Annotated in this window: 18 protein-coding genes, 2 pseudogenes and 1 riboswitch; of the genes and pseudogenes, 7 read left to right on the top strand and 13 right to left on the bottom strand. The window is 73.2% G+C overall.

Annotated features, from left to right (window positions below; genetic code table 11):
* A pseudogene (locus ACFVVA_RS06875) lies at positions 1-228 on the top strand (hypothetical protein); the annotation flags it as partial.
* A 210-nt stretch (positions 229-438) separates the two neighbouring features.
* Here the strand turns inward: ACFVVA_RS06875 and ACFVVA_RS06880 are convergent.
* Positions 439-1185 (bottom strand): phosphotransferase family protein, encoded by a 747-nt coding sequence (locus tag ACFVVA_RS06880; protein WP_387686393.1) that lies wholly within the window; start codon positions 1183-1185, stop codon positions 439-441.
* A 363-nt stretch (positions 1186-1548) separates the two neighbouring features.
* Here ACFVVA_RS06880 and ACFVVA_RS06885 point away from each other — a divergent pair, with 363 nt between their 5' ends.
* The gene (locus tag ACFVVA_RS06885) at positions 1549-2769 is read left to right on the top strand and encodes an alpha/beta hydrolase (RefSeq protein WP_387686395.1); all 1221 of its coding nucleotides are present in this window, start codon (positions 1549-1551) and stop codon (positions 2767-2769) included.
* Positions 2770-2978: 209 nt separating this feature from the next.
* Here ACFVVA_RS06885 and ACFVVA_RS06890 read toward each other — a convergent pair whose 3' ends face one another.
* Entirely contained in the window at positions 2979-3458 is a 480-nt protein-coding gene (locus ACFVVA_RS06890) for a hypothetical protein (RefSeq protein ID WP_387686397.1), read from the bottom strand.
* A 139-nt stretch (positions 3459-3597) separates the two neighbouring features.
* Between ACFVVA_RS06890 and ACFVVA_RS06895 the strand changes: the two genes are divergently transcribed.
* The gene (locus tag ACFVVA_RS06895) at positions 3598-3903 is read left to right on the top strand and encodes a hypothetical protein (protein WP_387686399.1); all 306 of its coding nucleotides are present in this window, start codon (positions 3598-3600) and stop codon (positions 3901-3903) included.
* Positions 3904-4170: 267 nt separating this feature from the next.
* On the opposite strand, the gene ACFVVA_RS06900 is transcribed toward ACFVVA_RS06895, so the two are convergent.
* The 5 genes from ACFVVA_RS06900 to ACFVVA_RS06920 form a co-directional block, all read right to left on the bottom strand.
* Positions 4171-4314: a hypothetical protein gene (locus tag ACFVVA_RS06900; RefSeq protein WP_387686402.1), complete on the bottom strand. Its 144-nt coding sequence runs from the start codon at positions 4312-4314 to the stop codon at positions 4171-4173.
* A gap of 163 nt (positions 4315-4477) precedes the next feature.
* On the bottom strand, positions 4478-5977 hold the full coding sequence (locus ACFVVA_RS06905) for a glycoside hydrolase (RefSeq protein WP_387686404.1): 1500 nt from the start codon (positions 5975-5977) through the stop codon (positions 4478-4480).
* Positions 5978-6313: 336 nt separating this feature from the next.
* Positions 6314-6856, bottom strand: coding sequence for a GNAT family N-acetyltransferase (locus tag ACFVVA_RS06910; RefSeq protein ID WP_387686407.1), 543 nt, complete (start codon positions 6854-6856; stop codon positions 6314-6316).
* Between the two features lie 264 nt (positions 6857-7120).
* Positions 7121-7963, bottom strand: a complete 843-nt coding sequence (locus ACFVVA_RS06915) for an isocitrate lyase/phosphoenolpyruvate mutase family protein (RefSeq protein WP_387686409.1) — start codon at positions 7961-7963, stop codon at positions 7121-7123.
* 92 nt (positions 7964-8055) lie between these two features.
* On the bottom strand, positions 8056-8601 hold the full coding sequence (locus ACFVVA_RS06920; RefSeq protein ID WP_387686411.1) for a GNAT family N-acetyltransferase: 546 nt from the start codon (positions 8599-8601) through the stop codon (positions 8056-8058).
* 249 nt (positions 8602-8850) lie between these two features.
* Between ACFVVA_RS06920 and ACFVVA_RS06925 the strand changes: the two genes are divergently transcribed.
* Positions 8851-9882, top strand: coding sequence for a HEAT repeat domain-containing protein (locus tag ACFVVA_RS06925; protein WP_387686415.1), 1032 nt, complete (start codon positions 8851-8853; stop codon positions 9880-9882).
* Between the two features lie 80 nt (positions 9883-9962).
* Here ACFVVA_RS06925 and ACFVVA_RS06930 read toward each other — a convergent pair whose 3' ends face one another.
* The gene (locus ACFVVA_RS06930) at positions 9963-10469 is read right to left on the bottom strand and encodes a hypothetical protein (protein WP_387686417.1); all 507 of its coding nucleotides are present in this window, start codon (positions 10467-10469) and stop codon (positions 9963-9965) included.
* 254 nt (positions 10470-10723) lie between these two features.
* Between ACFVVA_RS06930 and ACFVVA_RS06935 the strand changes: the two genes are divergently transcribed.
* On the top strand, positions 10724-11302 hold the full coding sequence (locus ACFVVA_RS06935; protein ID WP_387686419.1) for a hypothetical protein: 579 nt from the start codon (positions 10724-10726) through the stop codon (positions 11300-11302).
* Between the two features lie 19 nt (positions 11303-11321).
* Here ACFVVA_RS06935 and ACFVVA_RS06940 read toward each other — a convergent pair whose 3' ends face one another.
* The 3 genes and pseudogenes from ACFVVA_RS06940 to ACFVVA_RS06950 all read right to left on the bottom strand — a co-directional run bounded on the left by ACFVVA_RS06940 (position 11322) and on the right by ACFVVA_RS06950 (position 13596).
* Positions 11322-12143 carry a DUF6348 family protein gene (locus tag ACFVVA_RS06940; RefSeq protein ID WP_387686421.1) on the bottom strand — a complete coding sequence of 274 codons (822 nt, stop codon included), beginning with the start codon at positions 12141-12143 and terminating at the stop codon, positions 11322-11324.
* A gap of 341 nt (positions 12144-12484) precedes the next feature.
* A pseudogene (locus ACFVVA_RS06945) lies at positions 12485-12631 on the bottom strand (hypothetical protein); the annotation flags it as partial.
* A gap of 14 nt (positions 12632-12645) precedes the next feature.
* A complete protein-coding gene (locus ACFVVA_RS06950) occupies positions 12646-13596 on the bottom strand; it encodes a GlxA family transcriptional regulator (protein ID WP_387686853.1) in 951 nt (316 codons plus the stop codon).
* A 181-nt stretch (positions 13597-13777) separates the two neighbouring features.
* On the opposite strand from ACFVVA_RS06950, the gene ACFVVA_RS06955 reads away from it, so the two are divergent.
* Both ACFVVA_RS06955 and ACFVVA_RS06960 read left to right on the top strand, forming a co-directional pair.
* A complete protein-coding gene (locus ACFVVA_RS06955; RefSeq protein WP_387686422.1) occupies positions 13778-14728 on the top strand; it encodes an NADP-dependent oxidoreductase in 951 nt (316 codons plus the stop codon).
* Between the two features lie 94 nt (positions 14729-14822).
* Positions 14823-16076 (top strand): threonine/serine exporter family protein, encoded by a 1254-nt coding sequence (locus ACFVVA_RS06960; RefSeq protein ID WP_387686424.1) that lies wholly within the window; start codon positions 14823-14825, stop codon positions 16074-16076.
* A gap of 71 nt (positions 16077-16147) precedes the next feature.
* Here ACFVVA_RS06960 and ACFVVA_RS06965 read toward each other — a convergent pair whose 3' ends face one another.
* Together ACFVVA_RS06965 and ACFVVA_RS06970 are read right to left on the bottom strand one after the other, a co-directional pair.
* Positions 16148-16861, bottom strand: a complete 714-nt coding sequence (locus ACFVVA_RS06965; protein ID WP_387686855.1) for an IclR family transcriptional regulator — start codon at positions 16859-16861, stop codon at positions 16148-16150.
* A 200-nt stretch (positions 16862-17061) separates the two neighbouring features.
* Positions 17062-17204: riboswitch (SAM riboswitch) on the bottom strand.
* A gap of 98 nt (positions 17205-17302) precedes the next feature.
* Positions 17303-18376 carry a hypothetical protein gene (locus ACFVVA_RS06970; RefSeq protein ID WP_387686426.1) on the bottom strand — a complete coding sequence of 358 codons (1074 nt, stop codon included), beginning with the start codon at positions 18374-18376 and terminating at the stop codon, positions 17303-17305.
* Positions 18377-18626 lie beyond the last annotated feature (250 nt).

The raw sequence follows: 18626 nt of genomic DNA on the forward strand, positions 1-18626 counted from the left end.
GGCCACCAGCACGGCCTGCACCGCTGGTTCACCACCGGCAACCTCACCGCCGCCTACCTCTCCCTCGCCGCCGCCCGACCCCTCCCCCGCACCGGAAACCCCACCACCTACTGGACCACCCTCGTCACCGCCGGCGAACTCCTCACCACCGCTCCCAACCCCGACACCCGCCTCAAGTACGCCCTCACCCACTGCCGCACCCAGGTCCAAGCCGCCACCCGCCCGTAAACGCAGGAAGTGGTGGTGCACATGGCGTTGCCGCTTCGACTGGGCCGAAGCGGCAACGGATGATGCGACATGAGTGCTGCTCAGCTGTGGTTTCGGCGGCCCCGACGCCAAGCTTGGCCGGGCCCGCCGTGGAGCGTGGCGGTTTCAGCTCTCCCCGCACAGGAAGTCGGCTGGGCCGACTTCCTGTGCACAAGGCGGGCCGGCGCGGCCTCACATCCGGGATCTCAGCACGTCGACCTCGCAGCCCGGCGCGAAGGGGTCGAAGCCGTGCTCGATCAGCCAGCGAACCGCCAGCAGGCTTCGCAACGACCACCACGCGCGGATCACGTCGAGGTCGACGTCGGTGCCGTACCCGGCGATGACGTCGTCGAGGTGCTCCTCGTGTCCGAGCGTGAAGGTGGCGAGGTCGTACAGGGCGTCACCCCGGCCCGCCTCGGACCAGTCGATGATGCCGGTGACCTCGCCACCGTCGACGAACACGTGCGCGACCTGCAGGTCGCCGTGCGTGAACGCCGGAGTCCACGGCCGGAACGCGGCCTCGGCGACCTCGCGGTTGCGGGTGACCAGGCCGGCGGGCAGGACGCCGTTCGACACGAGCGCCTCGCACTCGTCGTCGAGTTCCGCCGTCAGCGCGACGACGCTCCGGCCGGCCCGGCCGGGCCTGGGCGGCAGCGGCGCGTCGTGCAGCTTCCGGATGGCGGCGCCCGCCGCGGCCCACTCCGCCGGTGACCCGGTCGACGGCCCGCCGAGGCGCCCGAGGGTCCTCCCCGGCAGCGCGGCGATCGCGAGCACGGGCGGCTTGCGCCACAGGACCTTCGGGGTCGGGACAGGCGCGAGGGACATCGCCTCGACCTCGACGTCGATGCGCGCCTGATCGGCGTCCACCTTCAGGAACACGTCTCCGACGCGCAGGGTCGCGCGCTCGGAATGGGCGACGACCACCGTGACCTCATCCATGGGCGACCAGTATCCCGGGGACGGCCGCCGACGTCGCCGGGTTTGTCACGTGCGACGACGCGGCCGACCGCTGCCCGCCACCCGGCAGCCTCGCGCACGACACCGCACCGCCTCGCGCCAGAAGTCGGCCCCGCCGACTTCTGGCGCGCACCACGGGCCAGTGCAGCAGTAGGGCTTGGCGTCGTGTCCGTCGCAGGCCAGGACGAAGGTGGCGCTCGACGATGCCGGCGAAGGAAACCCCCGCGCCGCACGACATACTCCCGGCGGATTACTCCAGTACCTCGCGGGGGCTACGAACGGCACCAGAGTGTTTACATCCATGAGCCGATTCGACACGGAGCCGCGGAACCTAGCGTCGATCCCATGAAACGCAATCGCCGTATCAGCGCTGTCGCGGTGCTGACGCTCGCCGCCCTCGTCACCGGAACCGGCGCCGGGTTCGCCGCCACAACCACACCGTCGGCCACACCGGTGACCACACCGGTGGCCACGCACGCGTTCGACACCGCACCGGGCACGGCCACCGCGCCCACGCGGTCCTTCCAAGGCACGCTCCCCGCGCCGACCGGCCCCTACGCCGCCGGCGAGGACGTCATCCACCTCACCGACGCGAATCGTCCCGACCCGTGGGTGCCGTCGTCCGGCCCCCGCCAACTGACCGTCACGATGGTCTACCCGGCCGTCCCCGGGACCGGGACCCCGGCCCCTTACATGACCCTCGCCGAGGCAGCCGGAGCCATCCGGTTCCGGGGGATGCCGGCGAGCTCCGGCGTCACCCCGCAGAACCTTTCCGCCGTCACCACTCACGCCTTCGACGGCGCGCGGCCGCAGCGCGGCAAGTATCCGCTGGTGGTCCTCTCACCCGGGTTCGAGGACCAGCGCATGACGCTCACCTCGCTCGCGACCGACCTGGCCAGTCACGGCTACGTCGTCGCGCTCGTCGGCCACACCTACGAGGACAGCGGCGAGACGCTGGCGAACGGCCAGACACCGACGTGCGCGATCTGCCACAACCCGGCGCTCGACTTCGACTCCGTCGCCGCCAGCCGCGCGCTGGACATGTCCTTCGTCATCGACCGGCTGACGCACGGCAATACCGCGTGGCCCCTGGCACACCTCATCGACAAGCACGAGATCGGCACGGCCGGACACTCCATCGGCGGAGCGGCCGCCGCCGCCACGATGACCGCCGACCCGCGAGTACGGGCCGGAGTGAACATGGACGGCTCCTTCCATCCGGCCCCGATGCCCGGCCGGATCAACCGGCCGTTCCTCATGCTGGGTGCGGCCGACAACCACCCGGTCGGCGGCCACGACACCACGTGGGGGCAGGCCTGGGCCGCCCTCGGCGGCTACAAGAAGTGGCTGACGGTCGCCGGCGCCGACCACACCAGCTTCACCGACCTGGACCTGCTCCTGGAGGAGGCCGGGTTCCCGACGCCGGGGCCCCTCTCCCCGGAACGCGGGGTGGTGATCACCCGCGAGTACGTGACTGCGTTCTTCGACCGGACACTGAAGGGGATCCACAGTCCGCTGCTGGACGGCCCCTCGCCGAACAACCCGGAAGTGCTCTTCCAGTACTAGCGTTGATCCTTCGGGCGTTCATACGGCTTTGAGTGGGCTGCCGTCGTAGGTCCGGCGGTAGGGCTCGGCGTCGTGTTCGTCGCAGGCCAGGACGGAGGTGTCGGCGTTGTCGCGGTCGATGCGCTCGGTGAGGACTTGGCCGGTGTGGACGTTCAGGGCGGGATCACGCGGATCCGAAGCCGCGTGAGCGGTGGGCTCGGTCGTCGGCCCTACCCGGGCCAGCCGTTGCAGTTCTCGAAGCCGGTCTCCACGGTGCCGCGGAAGGCCAGCGCCTCGCGGCCAATGCCAAGGGCGTTGAGCAGGATGTCGAGCGCCGCGTCCACATCGTCCACCGAACGGCTCACCCCGACGAACGTGTACGGGACAGTCGCTCCTTCGAGCTCGCTCAACGCGAAGTCCGTCTTCCCGATGCGGAACATGGCAACGTCCACGTAGCCGAGGTCTTCCCAGCCTCGTTCGATGGTCAGTCGCAACCGGGCCGCGAGCGCCGCCAGGGGCGGTTGCAGCCCCGCCACCACTCGAAACGAGCTTGCCGCGTACTCCCACATGCTCGACTGGAACGCAGGGTTGCGCTTCCCGCCCTGGTACGCGGGAGCGTCCTCCCAGTCCGGTTCAGGTCCCGGAACGCTGACTGCCACCATGTCGACCTCCCTCACCGAACACCACTGCTGCCGCTCGGCGTTCACCATATCCGGCGGGTTGGGAGCCGGCAGTTCCCCCTCGACCCCGGTGCACGAGCGCCCAAGGCCTGACACCCGACCACCTCGCACAGAAAGTCGGCCCCACCGACTTCCTGCTCATCCGCACCGGTCCCCCATGATGGTGATCATGACTGATGAGCCCCTGTCCGTGTCCTTCGCCGAGCTGCGCAGCTCGTTCGACGTCGTACTCCGTCATATGGAAGCCGCTGCGGCGGGCGATGCCGTCGCCCTGGACAACGACTACTTCTGGTCCATCCCCCCGAACGACCTCTACGACGTCACCCGGACTCCGGACGAACTCACCATCGGACAGCTCTCGGAATCCTGGCAGCACCTGCGGGACGTAGTCGCCGACCCGGACCGCGCACTGAGCCACCACCTGACGTGGCTCGCCGACGTCCTCCGGGCCATCGCCCACGAGCACCCGGCATAGCTCCCCTCCCGCCCCACGCGGGAAGTGCCGCGAGTCTCCGGTGATCCGGTCCCGGAAGCTGGGATGCAGGGTGCTCCTGTCCCGGTTCGCCCGGTCCGGGGACGGTGGCGAGCCGAGCCTACGACCCGCGGAAACGCAACAGAAAGGGCCCGGTCGGCAGCGGCGGTTTCTAGCGGCCGACGGGGCCCATGTCCTTGCCGGACGGCGCTCCGCTCCGCTCCGGCACGGGCGAGGATCAGCCCGCACCGAAGCGTGGGCGCGGCCGGATCACTCGCCGTCGGCGCTCACCGGGACTTCGTCCTCCCGGATGATGATGTGCTCCTCGCCCTCGATCGTGATCTCCGTGCCCGCGTAGTTGCCGGACAGGGCCTTGTCCTTGGCGGGCTCCGTCACCTTGCTGTCCTCGGCCATGTCTCCTCCTTCCGGTCGACACGGTGCCGACCCGCACCGATCCTGTCATGACGGACCGTCACCGGGCCATCGCCCACGACCAATCGGCCTGACCCCACCCGCCCCGCGCGGGAAGTCGACGGAGGTCCCCGGCCGCGGCGGGCCCGGCCGGGGACGCGAACGGCTACAGGTGGACGTCGGAGACCTCGAAGGTCTGGACGCTGTAGGCACCGCAGTCGGACCAGAACCGCCCGCCGTTCATCACGGTGTCCGCGTAGTACTGGTAGCGCTGGCCGTCACCGGCGCCGACGCCGGTGACCCAGCGCTTGACCGCGGCACCGTGGACGCCCGGCTGCGAGAACGCCGACAGGTCGAACGTGAGCCACTGCGCGTCCTCGAGGAGGTAGGCGACCACGACCAGCTTGTGGTTGACGGCGTCGTAGGCCGCGACCGCGTTGTTGTGGCCGGTGTCCATGATCGTCATCCCCGGGCGGATGTGCCGCATGTACTGGGCGAGCACCCAGTACTTGGGGTTGACCCCGACCAGCGCCCCGTCGGTGAAGTCGATCGCGCCGAAGCCGTGCCAGTCGAGGATCTGCCAGGCCACCCAGGCCGAAGGGTGGAGCAGGTGCAGGTCGGCGTGCAGGTTCTCGGCGAGGGCCAGGCCGTGCGCCCACCCGTCGCCGTACTCGGAGTTCCAGATCCGCTTGCCGTCGGCGGACACCGCGTCGTACAACCCGGCCCGGTCGCCGCCGAGTTCGTCGTAGCCGTGGACGTTGACCCGGCCGACGGCCGCCTTGGTCACGGCGTCGAACTCCGGGCTCGTCCAGGTGTTGCGGGCCAGCGCGGTGCCGTTCTCGTCGAGGCCCGCCACCAGCGTCCCCGTCAGGCCCCGGACGTTCAGGTGGGCGCGGGTCCGCCGGATGAGGTCGGCCTGCTGGGCGTGGGTGTAGAAGCAGCCTTCCTGGGTGGTGTTCATCACCGCCTTGTTGCCCCAGTTCAGGCCCGGCTCGTTGAACGGCTGGACCGAGGCGAAGTCGATGCCCCAGTGGTCGTGCGCATACCGTGCCACCGTCGCCAGGTAGGCCGCGTGGCGGTCGAAGTTGCCGTCCTGGAGGTTGCAGAGGCCATCGGCGGCGCCCTCCGGGTTGTCGTTCTTGAGCATCCACCACATCGGCGAGTTGGCGAAGAGCTCGAAGGTGTCCACGCCCCGGGCCTTCGCCTGCTGGAGAACGCCCCGCTGCTTGGCGTCCAGGCTCCAGTCGAAGCTCGACGAGGACGGGTCGTTGGAGTTCCAGTCGAGCTGGAAGCCCTCGATCTTCTTGAACCCGTCCAGCGTGACCGCCATCTTCCGGGAGCCGATGGTGTTGCTCCCGGACCCGCCGGCGCTGTACCGGACGATGTTCATGCCCAGGCCCGGCAGCTGGTGCCCGAGGAACGGGACGGTGTTGCGGGTGAACAGCAGGTCGGCCAGGTCGTCCCGGGGCCCGATCCGGTTCGCCCACCAGCCCAGCGAGGTGCCCCATCCCTCCCAGCGGCGGGTCCACTCCACGTTCGGCGCCGGCGGCTTGACCTCGATCGTTCCGATCGGCTGGCCCGCCCAGGAACGCCCGGTTCCGGAGATCAGCGTCATCGCGCCGAGCGGCACGCCCACGAGTCCGCGCAGCAGCGTACGTCGTTCCATCGGTTCCCCCACAAGTCGTCACCCCCCGCAGTCGCGGGGGTGCCAGTTGTATCGCGCACCATCGGAATCGCGATGGGCTCGGCCCGGGGCGGACCCCGGGCGACTGGTCGGCACAGGTACCGATCGGTCGGCGTGCCTCCGTTGTCGATGCCGGTGCACCGGTGGAATCCGTCGCCGCCGGTCAGCCCAGGGGGAGTCTGCCTTGTCGTCCACCCTGGTGGGCCGACGGCTCCTGAGGGAGCACGCAATGTCAAGAACCGGCGACGCTGGGCGTGAAAGAACGCCCGAAAGCGCGCCTGGACGCCTGGACGAACGCCTGGACGGGCGCCCGGACCGTCAGCGCGGGGCTGCGGCGAACTGCTCCGCCGACAGCTCGAACACCCGGACCCGCCGACCGCTGGTGGGGTTGACGGTCTCGCGGGCCGGGTACATCCCCAGCTTGGTCATGATCCGTTCGGAGGCATCGTTGCCCACCTGGGCGATGCTGACGATCCGCTCCAGCCCCCGCTCCTCGAACCCGAACCGGACAGCGGCCACAGCCGCCTCGGTGGCCAGGCCCCGCCCCCAGTGGGAACGTCCCAGCCGCCAGCCGACCTCGACCGCCGGCAGCACCTCCGGCAGGAATGCGGGCACCGAAAGCCCGGTGAACCCGGCCAGCTCGCCGGTGGAGCGGATCTCCACGGCGAACAGGCCGAAGCCCCGCGACTCCCACTCGCCCTCCCACGCCCGGATCCCGGCGCGGGTCTGCTGCTCGTCACGGACGCTGCCGTCCCGGATCCACCGCATCACCTCGGGATCGGCATTGACGGCAGCCATGGGCGCGACGTCCGCCTCGCGCCAGCGACGCAGGATCAACCGGGGAGTCTCAAGCGTGACCATTCCGTCATTCTGGATCAGCGACGGGCTCTCCGCCATCCTCACCGGGGACGCGTGCAGGCGCTCGTCGGATCGATCCGGCCCCCGTCCTGGCCTACTCCGAACTCCCGCCGGGCGTCGGGATGACGTCGAGTTGCTGGAGGAAGCCGAGAAGGTCCTTGTCCGACCACTTCTCGGCGAGCTTCCCGTTCTCGACACGGTGGATCACCGTCGCGGCCCGCCCGCGCCCCCCACCACGTCCCCGGCGCGCGAGGCCGCCCTGCACGTTCACTCAGAAGCAGCCGTGCGGGGCCCGCCCAGGAGCAGTGCGTTGAGGGTGGCGTAGTCGAATCCGCCCTCCAGCGCGGTCGTTGTGCCGCTCTCCAGCAATTCCCGGGCCGCCCTGCGAACCAGCGCGTACGCGGCCTCGGCGAGGGAGGACCCCGCGCTGATGCGGGCGGCGCCCGCCTCGGCGAGCTCGGACACCGGCGGTGCTCCGGGGCCGACCAGGACGTTCACCGGCAGGGGTTGAGAACCCGTGAGCGTCCTGACCGTCCCGGTGTCCGGTGTGCCGAGGACGAAGATGCCGTCCGCGCCGGCCGTCGCGTAGGCGCGGGCGCGGGTGAGCGTTTCGTCCAGCCAGGTCGTGCGGTCACCGGGCGGCAGGCGGTGCGTGTCGATGCGGGCGTTGATGAACAGCGGGACGCCGGTCTCGTCCGCAGCCTCACGGGCGGCCGCGATCCGTTCGGCCTGCTCGCCGACCGGACGCAGGGTGTCCTCCAGGTTGATGCCCACGGCCCCGGCCGCGAGGACGCCTCGAACGGTCTCGGCCACACCGTCCGGGTCGGTCGCGTAGCCGCGTTCGATGTCCGCGGTGACCGGTACATCGACGGCGGCCGTGATCCGGGCCAGCGCGCCGAGCGCCTGGTCGCGGGTCAGGCGATCGCCGTCACCGTGACCGAGCGACCAGGCGACCCCGGCACTGGTGGTCGCGATCGCACGGGCACCCGCCTCCGCCACCACCCGGGCGGAAGCGCCGTCCCATGCGTTGGGCAGGACCAACGGCGAGCCCGGTACGTGCAGGGAGCGGAACGTCAGTGCCGTGTCGAGAAGTGTCGCCATGGACGACATTGCACCACGGGGGCCGGACGAACGATCACGGCCCGCTCCCGGGTGCGGGATCGATCGCCTCACAGGGAACCGTGCCCCGGCCGCGCGCACCGTCACGGTCGCGGCGGGTCCGCTCGCAGGAGCCGGCCCTCGCCACCGGCGAAATTGATGCCCTGGAAGGAGGCGCCGAACTCCACCTGCTCGAAGCCGAGTTCCCGGTGCAGGTCGAGCGAGGCGCGGTTCCTGGCGGAGATGAAGCACCAGACGGCCGCCCCTCCTCCCCAGGCCCATTCCATCCGGCGCCGGGTCAGCAGCCTCGCGATTCCACGGCGCCGCCAGTCGGGATCCACCGTGACACCGGTCAGGTAGTGGCCGGCCGGGGCACCGTCCCCGGCGTGCTCGGGCAGGAACGCCGCGCTCGCGTACCCGACGGCTGCACCGGACACCTTCGCGGTGATCACCAGGCTGCGCTCAGCACGCAGCGCCCCCCGGATGCGGTCCGCCCATGCGCCCGCCGAACCACCGCGCGCCCGAGCCTGGATCGCGGCCAGCCTCGGCACATCGTCCCCGGTCGCCTCCGCCACCACCGCGGTCACCGGAGCAGGCCGCTCGGCCGGGTCCGGAGCGTAGGCGGCGAACCGCGTGTCCTGCCCTGCCATGTCGCCTCTCCCCGCCGTCCGGCGTCGTCCCGAACCCGCACGCTACGGCGGCGGGCACGGCCTCCGCCACCCTGGCCGGTACCCGGCTCTGGCCCCGGCCCGCCGGAGCGGAGCGCCCGGCCGCCGGGCCGGGCCGCGTGCGGGGCCGAGGTGCGGGGCCGAGGTACGGGGGCGAAAACCGCCGTGCGCGGGGCGGGCACCGTGCGCGAGACTGCCGGGATGAACAGGGACGGGGATACGGCGGAACCGGTGACGGAGCTGGTCGGGCAGGCCCTCGACGCGCAGGACCGGCACGCGTGCGAGGGATTGCTGCGGCGGGCCGCCGAGGCCGACGGGCGCGGGGCACTGGCGCGCGCGGTGGACCTGCTCGGGTCGCCGCGGCCGGTGGAACGGGCCATGGGCTGCGACCTGTTGGGGTTCGCGAGCGACGCGCACGAGGACGTCCGGGCGGGGGCTGCCGACGCCCTGTCCGCCCTGGCCGCGCGGGAGTCCGAACCCGAAGTCCTCCGCTCGCTGGCACGGGCCCTGGACCAGACCCAGGACCGGCGGGCCGTGCCCGTCCTGGTGGCCCTGGCCGGACACCGGGACCCCGAGGTGCGGCAAGCGACGGCCATCGCCCTCGGGGGCTTCGACAGCGGGCTGCCCGACGGACCGGACGTCCGCACGCTGATCGCCCTCGCCCGGGACCCGGACCCGGAGGTGCGCAACTGGGCCACGTTCTCGCTGGGCTTCCAGTCCGGGGCCGACACCCCGGCGGTCCGGGCGGCCCTCTGGGAACGGACCCGGGACGCGGACCCGGACGTCCGCGCGGAGGGCGTCCGCGGTCTGGCGCGGCGGCGCGACCCGCGCGCCACCGCGCCCCTGCGCGAGCTGCTGGCGGATCCGGACGGCGCGGAGGTCCTCACCTTCCGGGCGGCGGAGATCCTCGGCGCCCCCGAACTGCTGCCGCTGCTGGAGGACTACGACCCGGACGACCACGGGGTGGCCGAGGCCCTCGCCGCCTGCGACCCGGCACGGAAGGCCCGGCTCGACGAGGCCGCCTGGGCGCTGGTGCGCGCCCTGGAGCAGTTGCGGCCCGAGCTGTCGGCCGCGGTCCGGGCGACCCGCTGCGAACCCGGCCTGACCCTCGGCCTCGGCAGCGGCCCCGACGCACCGGGCTACGACGTCGGAGCACTGCTCGCCCGCGCGGGCAACGATCCGCTGCGGGCGGCCGAACTGGTCTGCGGCGACCACCCGGTGACGCGGTCGGACGTCACTGCCACTGGCCACCCGGAGAATTGAACTCCCGCAAGGGTGAAAGAAGTTGGCGATCGAGTGGAGGCCCGTCCAGCTGCGGCCCGAGGAGCCGGGCCGGCCGCCCGTCAGCAGTGAGGGCAGTCGGGAACAGGGGGAATCGTCGGGAAGGTGTCGTTCCCGAGGAGCCAGTCCGTGAGCCATTCCGCCAGGGTGACGTCCTGCGGGGACACGTAGTGGTGGTCGCAGGCGTTCTCGTCCATGCCCCACATGACGCCCTGCGGGGTACTGAGGTCGAGGCACCACCAGATGACACCGCCGAGGGTCACCAACGGCACCACGCTGGGCGGAAAGCCCGGCTCGGAGGCCCACTTCCGGTAGACGCGCGCCAGAGACCCTTCGTGGCTGAACCGCCGCTTCGACTCGGTGAGCGAGACGACGCCGCCGTACGGCCCGAAGCCGCCGTCGGCGACCTCGCAGTAGATCCTCCGCAGCAGCGGCGCCATCGGAAATCCGGTGAGGGCCTCGAACTCGTCGGCGGCCTTCGTCGGCGCGGGCAGGGGAAGACCGCGGGCCTCGGCGAACTCGTGGAGGCCGGCGATGATCTCGTCATCGGTCCAGGCGGGGGAAGTCACGGAGGAACCGTAGCGGCATGCTCGCCGGTGCGTCCGCGCAGGTCGTCGCGGCTCACCGCGGGAGGATGCGGACGCTCGCGGCCCCGTCCGGGCGGGGTTCAGGGGCGGTCCTGGAGGAGGGCCTCGCCGAGCCGGGTCAGGGCGAGGCGGACGCCGGGGCCGGTGCGTTCGGTGGCGAGCAGGCCCGCAGGACGGTGGCGTGGTGGCTACCGGGATCGCCAGGGCCCGCCCGGCCCGTTGATAGCGTGATCGCCATGACGGAGCTGGAAGAGTCGGAAGAACTGGAAGCGCTGGTCCTGACCCCCGACGAGCGGGCGCGGGGAGTCCGGGTCGACCGGGTGATGTTCACGATGGACTGGACCGGCGAGGACCACCCGGGGCAGCTGGCGGCATTCGTGGCCGGTCGGGTACGGGCCTTCGGGGCGGAACCGGCGGGCATCGACACCGATGTGGTCCACCGGGCGGCCGAGGACGATCCGACGCTGCGCCGCGGTGACGTCCCGGTCCGTCAGCTCGATCACCTCGCCGGCGTGCTGGCGGACCTCGGCCGCACGCTCCTGGTGCGGGAGAACGGCACCGACACCTACGAGCTGCTGGTCGCGCTGACCGGTGGGCGCGAGCCCGCCGGGTTGCTGCACGAGGGCCTCCCGGTACGGGCCTGGGGCTCGGAGCCCGAGGAGACCCTGGTCAGCCTGAACTGCCCGGACTGCTCGCAGATGCTGGTGTGGGAGCTGCCGCCGAGCGAGACCCTCGCCGACGAGCACTGCGACTGCGGCGCCGCGTTGTTCGACGCCGAAGGCCGCCCGCTGCCCAACGTCGTGCTCCACGCCTGAGCCGGCGCGCTTCACCCGCTCAGGCCGAGGCCCCGCCGCAGTCGCATCCGCTCCCGCCGTCGGCGTGGTCGTGCCGCTCCCGGCCGGAGCCGGCGGGCAGCACCAGGGTGAAGGACCGGGCGACGGTGAAGACCGCAGGCTCGGGCAGGCCGAGGGCGGCCAACGCAGCGGAGGCAGCCTCGTGCCGCTCGCCGTTGACCCGGACTTCGGCCTCCACGGCGCCCGGGGCACCACCGTAGAAGAGGTGGACACCGTTGAACCAGGGCGACTCCAGGTCGGCGGTGAAGGTATCGGCGATCTTGCGTAGTGCCTGCGCCTCCAGCAGTTCCTTCTGGAGCCGGAGGTTCTCCTCGGCGGAGAGTCCGTAGGCCAGGACGCCCGAGGTGATGGATCGCCGTCCCGGGACGCCGTGTTCCTGGTCGGGGCTCAGGTGATCGGCGAACTGCCCGCGACCGTCGAGCAGTTCGAGCATGCAGGCACCGGCGGAACGGGCCCACAGCCCGGCCGCCGCGCGCGGGGTGCTGACGACCACGACGCAGTCCGTGAAGCAGGGGACGTCGGGCTGGACACTCACGTCCGGGAAGGCGATCAGGTCGTAGTGCCGGTTGTCCCCGTGTCCTGCCGGTCCGACGGCGACGGCCCAGCCCCGGGGGCTGAGCAGCGAGTTGCCCTTGAGTTCGGTGCCCTCCGTGCTGCCGGGGGCGATCTCCTCAAGGGCATCGCGAACCAGGGCGAGGAACTCGCGGTCGGGCAGTCGGCTCTCGGGCGGCTCGCAACGCTCGGTGCGCTGGGACGACTCGGTGGGCTCGGTGGCGCGAGAGCGGCGGCGTATCCAGGACATGCGGGGATCATACGGAGGCGAAGCTTCCAGTGCCCCGTTCACGCTCCACGCCTGAGCCGGGCCGGCGCGCCGCGCAGGAAGTCGGGCCCGCCGACTTCCTGCGCGGAGCTGCGATGTGGAATGCCCCGAACCCGCCCTCGCCGCCGCGGACCTGCACGTGGTGATGTGCTGTGTGCTGTGCACGGTTACCTGTACGCGGTGCTGAGCTGCACTGTTGATGGGGAGTCGAACCCCGCGTTGCTCTTCACGCGCCAGGAGTGGGCCGGAGTACCGCCGGCCCTCGGTGTGTGCACGCCTCCGAAGCTGCTACCTGCTCCACATCGTCCGATCATGCCGGACTGTCAGTCCAGCAGATCGACCTCCCAGTTCGTGCGCTGGATCCGCACGTCGACCTCGCGGATCTCCCGGGCGAGCGCATCCGCCTGACCGCGCAGTTCGGCAACCGGGAGTGCGGAGAGCATCATCAGCTCGGACCGGAGCCGGCAACCGGGCCGACGGCTACTCAGGCCCCTCTCGGGGCGGCGGCCCGGCCGCGGAAGGTGGCGCGGTAGGCCTGGGGCGACACCCCGATCGCCGCGTGCAGGTGCTGGCGCAGCGAGGCGCCGGTGGCGAAGCCGATCTCGGTGGCGATCCGGTCGACCGGGAGGTCGCTGCTCTCCAGCAGGTGGCGGGCGCGGTGCAGCCGTTGCTGGATCAGCCAGCGGCCGGGGCTGGTGCCGGTCTCCTCCTGGAAGCGGCGGGCGAAGGTGCGCGGGCTCATCCGCGCGTGCGCGGCCAACTCCCGCAGGGCGAGCGGGCGGTCGAGGTGTTCCAGGGCCCAGGCCTGGGTCGCGGCGGTGCCGTTGGCGCCCTCCGGCGGCACCGGCTGTTCGATGTACTGGGCCTGGCCGCCCTCGCGCCAGGGCGGCACCACGCAGTGCCGGGCGACCTGGTTGGCGACGGCGCTGCCGTGGTCGGAGCGCACCACGTGCAGGCACACGTCGAGGCCGGAGGCGGCGCCCGCCGAGGTGAGGATGTCGCCGTCGTCGACGAACAGCACGTCGGCGTCCAGGGCGACGTGGGGGAACATCCGGCGGAAGGCCGGCGCCAGCGCCCAGTGGGTGGTGGCGGGGCGGCCGTCGAGCAGGCCGGCGGCGGCCAGGGCGAACGCGCCGGTGCAGATGGAGACGATGCGGGTGCCGGGGCGGATCCGGGCGAGGGCCGCGCGCTCGGCGTCCGGCAGGTCGGCGGTGACGCGGTGCAGGGCGTAGGGCGGGATGACGACCGTGTCGGCGCCCTCCAGTGCCTCGGGCCCGTGCCCGACGGTGATCGTGAAGTCGGCGTCGGTGGCGACCGTCCGGTCGTCGGTCGCGGCGCACGTCACCACCTCGTACGCTCCCGGCACGCCGGGGAAGACCCGGTTGGGGATGCCCAGCTCGAAGGGGTACACGCCGTCGAGGGCGAGGACGACCACGCGGTGCGGCGGCCGGTCGCCGGGGAGACCGAGGGAGCCGGGGAGACCGAGGGAGCCGGGGAGACCAGGGGCGCCGGGGCCGCGGTGGCCGCGGGGTGCGATCGCAGGCATGGCACGATCCTATCGGTCTTTGACCATCTTGCCATTTCGCAGGTCAGGGCCCCGGTCGCAGGCTTGGTCCATGACCACGAACACGATGCGAGCCGTCACCCAGACCACCCTCGGCGCCCCGGACGTCCTCCACGAGGCCGAGGTCGAACGGCCCACGCCCGGCGTCGGCCAGATCCTCGTCGCCGTCCACGCCGCCGGGGTCAACCCCACCGACTGGAAGCACCGCGAGCGCGGCATCTTCCTCGGGCAGCCCCCGTTCACCCTCGGCTGGGACGTCTCCGGGACCGTCGAGGCGGTCGGCCTCGGCGTGTCGCTCCTCGCCCCGGGCGACGAGGTCTTCGGCATGCTGCCCTACCCGTACGGCGCCGGCTCGCACGCCGAGTACGTCACCGGCCCCGCCCGGGCCTTCGTGCCCAAGCCCGCCGCACTGACCCACGTCGAGGCGGGCGCGCTCCCGCTGGTGGCGCTCACCGCCTGGCAGGCCCTCGTCGACACTGCCGGGGTGCGGCCGGGGCAGCGGGTCCTGGTGCACGCGGCGGCCGGCGGCGTGGGGCACGTCGCCGTGCAGATCGCCAAGGCGCGCGGCGCGTACGTCATCGGCACCGCGTCCGCCGCCAAGCACGACTTCGTCCGGGGCCTGGGTGCGGACGAGGTGATCGACTACCGCACCGCCGACTTCGTGCAGGAGGCCCGGGACGTCGACGTGGTCCTCGACCCGCTGGGCGGGGAGGACCGGCTGCGCTCCCTGGAGACGCTCCGGCCCGGCGGCGTCCTGGTGTCGATCCTGCCCCACGACCTCGACGGACTGGCCGAGCGTGCCGCCGAGTTGGGCGTGACGGCGAAGACCCTGCTGGTCGAGCACGACCGGGCCGGGATGGCCGCGATCGCCGCCCTCGCCGAGTCCGGGCAGTTGCGCGTCCACGTCTCCGGCACCTACCCGCTCGCCGAGGCCGCCAAGGCCCACGCCGAGGGCGAGACCGGCCGGGTCACGGGGAAGCTGGTGCTCACCGTCCGCCCGTGACAGCGCCCGGCGGTGTCACGGGCGGACGGTGAGCAGAACCGATCAGACCGGGGCAGAGTCGGACCGATTCGGGCGGGATGGGACGATACCTGCCATGCCAAGCAAGTCTCCCCCGGTCCGGGGCACCGACGCCCCGCCCGACCCGCTCCGCCGTCTGCTCCTCGAACTGGGCGAAGCCCTGCTGGGCGGCGGCCTGCCCGTCCATGACGTCGAAGAGGAGCTCCACTGGCTGGGGCGGGCGTTGGGGGCGCCGGAGGTACGGGTCGCCGCCCTGACCAACGGGCTCTTCGTCGCGCTGGGGCCGGACGACGCCACCCGGTTCCAGCCGGTCGGCACCGCGCTGCGGTTCGAGCAGACGGCCGACGTCCTCCACCTGGTGCACCGGCTGCGGGCGGGCGAGCTCGACGGGCCCCGGGCGCTCGCCGAGCTGGACGGGATCCGGCGGGCCCCGGCCCGCCGGCCCGCGTGGGTGTCGGACCTCGGGGCGCTGCCGGTCGGGGTGGGAGTCTGCCTCTTCCTCCAGCCGGTGGCGGCGAACGTGCTGGCGGCCGGGCTCGGCTCGCTGATCGTCGTCGGACTGACCGTGCTCGCCCGGCGGCTGCCGTACCTGCGGCCGCTGCTGCCCGTCACCGCCGGCTTCCTGGTCGCGCTGCTGGTCCTCTCGCTCGCCCGGGCCGGGCTGCTGGAGGGCCCGCTGCGGACCATCGTGGCCACGCTGGCGATCCTGCTGCCGGGCGGACTGCTCGTCACCGGGCTGTCGGAGATCGCCGCAGGTGCGGCCAGCGCGGGTACGGCCCGGCTGGTGTCCGGTGCGGTGCAGCTGGCGCTGTTCCTCGCCGGGGTGGCCGCGGCCGCGACGTCGGCCGGCGTGCCGGCCGCCGCGCTGGCCGACGTGCAGGTCGCCAGGCCGAGCTGGTGGGTGATCGCGCTGGGGCTGGCGCTCGCGGTGGCCGGCGTGGTGGTCAGCGTGAACACCCCGCCCTCGGCCGTCCCGTGGATCGTCGTGGTGATCGCGGTCAGCGTCACGGTCCAGGTGGTGGTGGGGTCGGCGCACGGCGCGGCGGTCGGCGGCCTGGCCGGCGCGGTCACCGCCGCGGCCGCGGCCACCCTGGTGCACTGGCTGCCGGGCGGTCCGCTCTGGCAGGTGCTCTACCTCCCGGCGTTCTGGATCGTGGTACCGGGCTCCTTCGGCCTGCTGCACACCGCGCAGATCGAGGTCGGGAACGGCGCGCAGTCGGTGCTGACGGCCGTGTCGGCGGTCTTCGGGGTGTCGATCGGCACCCTGATCGGCTCGGTGATCAGCCGGATCCCCCGTCCCTCCCGCGCCGTGCTGCTGCCCCGGGCCTGAGCCCGGGGCAGACGGCCCCGCCCGTGTCGGGGCCCCGATGCGGCCGGGCCCCGACGCGGGCGGGGCCCCGCTCAGGGGTGGCGCAGCGCCTCGGTGAGCCGGTGCGCGGCCTCCACCACGGCCTGGGAGAGCTGGGCGCCGGGGTGCCGGGTGAGGCGTTCGATCGGCCCGGACACCGTGACGGCGGCGACCACCCGGTTGGACTGGCCGCGGACCGGCGCGGAGACGGAGGCGACCCCGAGTTCGCGCTCGCCGACCGACTGGGCCCAGCCCCGGCGCCGTACGCCGCTCAGCGCGGTGGCGGTGAAGCGGGCGCCCTGCAGTCCGCGGTGGAGCCGTTCGGGCTCCTCCCAGGCGAGCAGGATCTGGGCGGCGGCGCCGACCTTCATGGGGAGGGTGACGCCCACCGGAACGGTGTCGCGCAGGCCGGTGAGGCGCTCGGCTGCGGCCACGCAGATCCGCACCTCGCCCTGCCGTCGGTAGAGCTGGGCGCTCTCCCCGGTGATGTCGCGCAGCTGGGAGAGGACCGAGCCGGCCGCGGCCAGCAGCCGGTCCTCGCCGGCCGCCGTCGCGAGCTCGCCGAGCCGCGGGCCGAGCATGAACCGGCCCTGGGTGTCCCGGCTGACCAGGCGGTGGTGTTCGAGTGCGACGGCCAGCCGGTGGGCGGTGGGCCGCGCCATGCCGGTGGCGGCGACCAGGCCGCCCAGCGTGGCGGGGCCGGCCTCCAGGGTGCCGAGGATCGAGGTGACCTTGTCGAGCACGCCGACGCCGCTCGTGTTCTCCATGTGGGGGTACTCCAGTCTCGGGGCCCGGAGCAGCGGACGGTCGCTGCTCACGGCGGCTCCTGGCGGGGAGCCGGGGGGTGTGGTCAGCGAGGACGGGCCGGGGGAAACGGCCGATTGCCTGCGCCGGGCACGAGACGGGTACGCGAAAGCGCCGGGGCGGGAAGCGCCCGGGCGAAGGACAGCACAGAGAGCACCGTGTCTCCTCATCTTTCCCGCGCCACAGTGGCGACAGGCCGGAGTTGGCACTGCCCCCGGACGGCACGGCGCGTACTTCGGACGCCGGGTCGAACGGGGAGTTGCCGGGGCTTCGTAGGGCCGGTCCCTCCACCCCTCTGGATGATTCGCCAGGAACGATACAAGACTTCCCGGGCCGCTCGGCAAGCCCCCCCACCTCCGACCCCCACCCCGACCCCCGCCCCCGGCCGCCGCCCGCGGGCCCGCTCAGCGGTGGCGCGGCTCCGGCAGGCCGGTGCACGGGGCCCGGTCCGGGCCGCCGGGGGCGGTGGCGTCCCAGTCGCTCAGGGCGGCGAGGGCGGCGGCGCGTTCGGAGGCCGTCGGCCGGGTTCCCTCGGGGCCGAGCAGGTAGTCGGCGACCGGGGTGAGCAGCAGGGTCGCGTCGCCGGCCGGGAGCAGCAGGGCCTCGTCCCACCGGTGCCGGATGACGGTGCGGCGCAGCAGGGTGCCGTGGCGCGGCCGGAGCGGGTGGTGGCGGCCGCGGCGGCGGCGCCGTTCGGGGGCGACCTCGGCCTCCAGGACGGTGCGCACGTCCCGCAGGGAGCCGAGCGGCACGTGTTCGGCGGCGAGGTCGAGGAGGGCCGCGGCCTCCGGGGCGAGCCGGTAGGCGGCGACCACCGCGGCGGTCTCGACGGGGTCGAAGGGCTGCCCGGCGAGCTGGGCCACGTCGATCACGTCGCCCGCGAGGAAGGCGCGCCCGAGCCCCTCCTCGGCGAGGGCGATCAGGCATTCCACGTGGTCGTCGGCGGCCAGGTAGGGGCGGACCGGGACGGAGGCGAGGTCGCCGGTGAGCGCGGCGGTGGCGACCCGTACCTGGTACCACGGGTCCAGCAGCGGGTCCTCGCCCGGCCAGCGCAGGGTGACGGCGGTGTGCCGGGGCCGCTCGCCGAGCAGGGTGACCTCCACGGACTCCACCGGGTGATCGGTGACCAGCCGGTTGACGGCCTGCCAGAGCGTGGCCTCGGTGGGGCTGACGAGGCCGAGTTCGGCCAGCGGCCGGGGCAGGTCGGGCGGGTAGTAGCCGGCCAGTGGCAGGTCGCGGACCGGACGGACCCCGGTGGCGTCGGCGAGGTCGCGCGCGACGCCCGCGTAGCACTCGGCCCGGTCGCGGGCGCGCTGCAGCTCGGCGCGGGCGTGCCGGCCCATCCGTACGCCGTCCCGGGCGAGTGCGGCGAGCACCAGGTACGGGAGGTGGCGCTCGCCCCGGGCGCGGTGGAGCAGGTCGACCGGTCCGGCGGCCGGGTCGACGTCGAGCAGCCGGTGGAGCAGGTCGGTGTTCATGGGGGTCCGCCTCCGAGAGCCGTGGTGGTCGGCCGGACGGCGGCCGGGCGACCGGGGACGTGGCGGGTCCGGCGGCCGGGGCCGGGCCGACTGCGGGCGCCACACCGTCGATTGTGGTCACGGCCGATCAACGCCGGATCACCACCGGGTCGATGATCCCTCGACATCCCGCGGGGTGCCGTGGGTTGATAGGGGCTCATCGAATCGGGGGGCGGCACGTGCGCGGACGGGGGCGAGCACATGAGGCGGG

Origin of the sequence: Kitasatospora sp. NPDC058048 (assembly GCF_042885555.1) — a bacterium.
Classification (GTDB): Bacteria; Actinomycetota; Actinomycetes; order Streptomycetales; family Streptomycetaceae; genus Kitasatospora; species Kitasatospora lactacystinica.

Excerpts from the sequence above, each read along its gene's own strand:
- ACFVVA_RS06910 (WP_387686407.1), bottom strand. The coding sequence starts at position 6,856 with ATGGTCACGCTTGAGACTCCCCGGTTGATCCTGCGTCGCTGGCGCGAG.
- ACFVVA_RS06885 (WP_387686395.1), top strand. The coding sequence starts at position 1,549 with ATGAAACGCAATCGCCGTATCAGCGCTGTCGCGGTGCTGACGCTCGCC.
- ACFVVA_RS06970 (WP_387686426.1), bottom strand. The coding sequence starts at position 18,376 with ATGAACACCGACCTGCTCCACCGGCTGCTCGACGTCGACCCGGCCGCC.
- ACFVVA_RS06920 (WP_387686411.1), bottom strand. The coding sequence starts at position 8,601 with ATGGCAGGGCAGGACACGCGGTTCGCCGCCTACGCTCCGGACCCGGCC.
- ACFVVA_RS06895 (WP_387686399.1), top strand. The coding sequence starts at position 3,598 with ATGACTGATGAGCCCCTGTCCGTGTCCTTCGCCGAGCTGCGCAGCTCG.
- ACFVVA_RS06960 (WP_387686424.1), top strand. The coding sequence starts at position 14,823 with ATGCCAAGCAAGTCTCCCCCGGTCCGGGGCACCGACGCCCCGCCCGAC.
- ACFVVA_RS06880 (WP_387686393.1), bottom strand. The coding sequence starts at position 1,185 with ATGGATGAGGTCACGGTGGTCGTCGCCCATTCCGAGCGCGCGACCCTG.
- ACFVVA_RS06905 (WP_387686404.1), bottom strand. The coding sequence starts at position 5,977 with ATGGAACGACGTACGCTGCTGCGCGGACTCGTGGGCGTGCCGCTCGGC.
- ACFVVA_RS06965 (WP_387686855.1), bottom strand. The coding sequence starts at position 16,861 with ATGGAGAACACGAGCGGCGTCGGCGTGCTCGACAAGGTCACCTCGATC.
- ACFVVA_RS06940 (WP_387686421.1), bottom strand. The coding sequence starts at position 12,143 with ATGTCCTGGATACGCCGCCGCTCTCGCGCCACCGAGCCCACCGAGTCG.
- ACFVVA_RS06935 (WP_387686419.1), top strand. The coding sequence starts at position 10,724 with ATGACGGAGCTGGAAGAGTCGGAAGAACTGGAAGCGCTGGTCCTGACC.
- ACFVVA_RS06915 (WP_387686409.1), bottom strand. The coding sequence starts at position 7,963 with ATGTCGTCCATGGCGACACTTCTCGACACGGCACTGACGTTCCGCTCC.
- ACFVVA_RS06900 (WP_387686402.1), bottom strand. The coding sequence starts at position 4,314 with ATGGCCGAGGACAGCAAGGTGACGGAGCCCGCCAAGGACAAGGCCCTG.
- ACFVVA_RS06890 (WP_387686397.1), bottom strand. The coding sequence starts at position 3,458 with ATGGTGAACGCCGAGCGGCAGCAGTGGTGTTCGGTGAGGGAGGTCGAC.
- ACFVVA_RS06955 (WP_387686422.1), top strand. The coding sequence starts at position 13,778 with ATGACCACGAACACGATGCGAGCCGTCACCCAGACCACCCTCGGCGCC.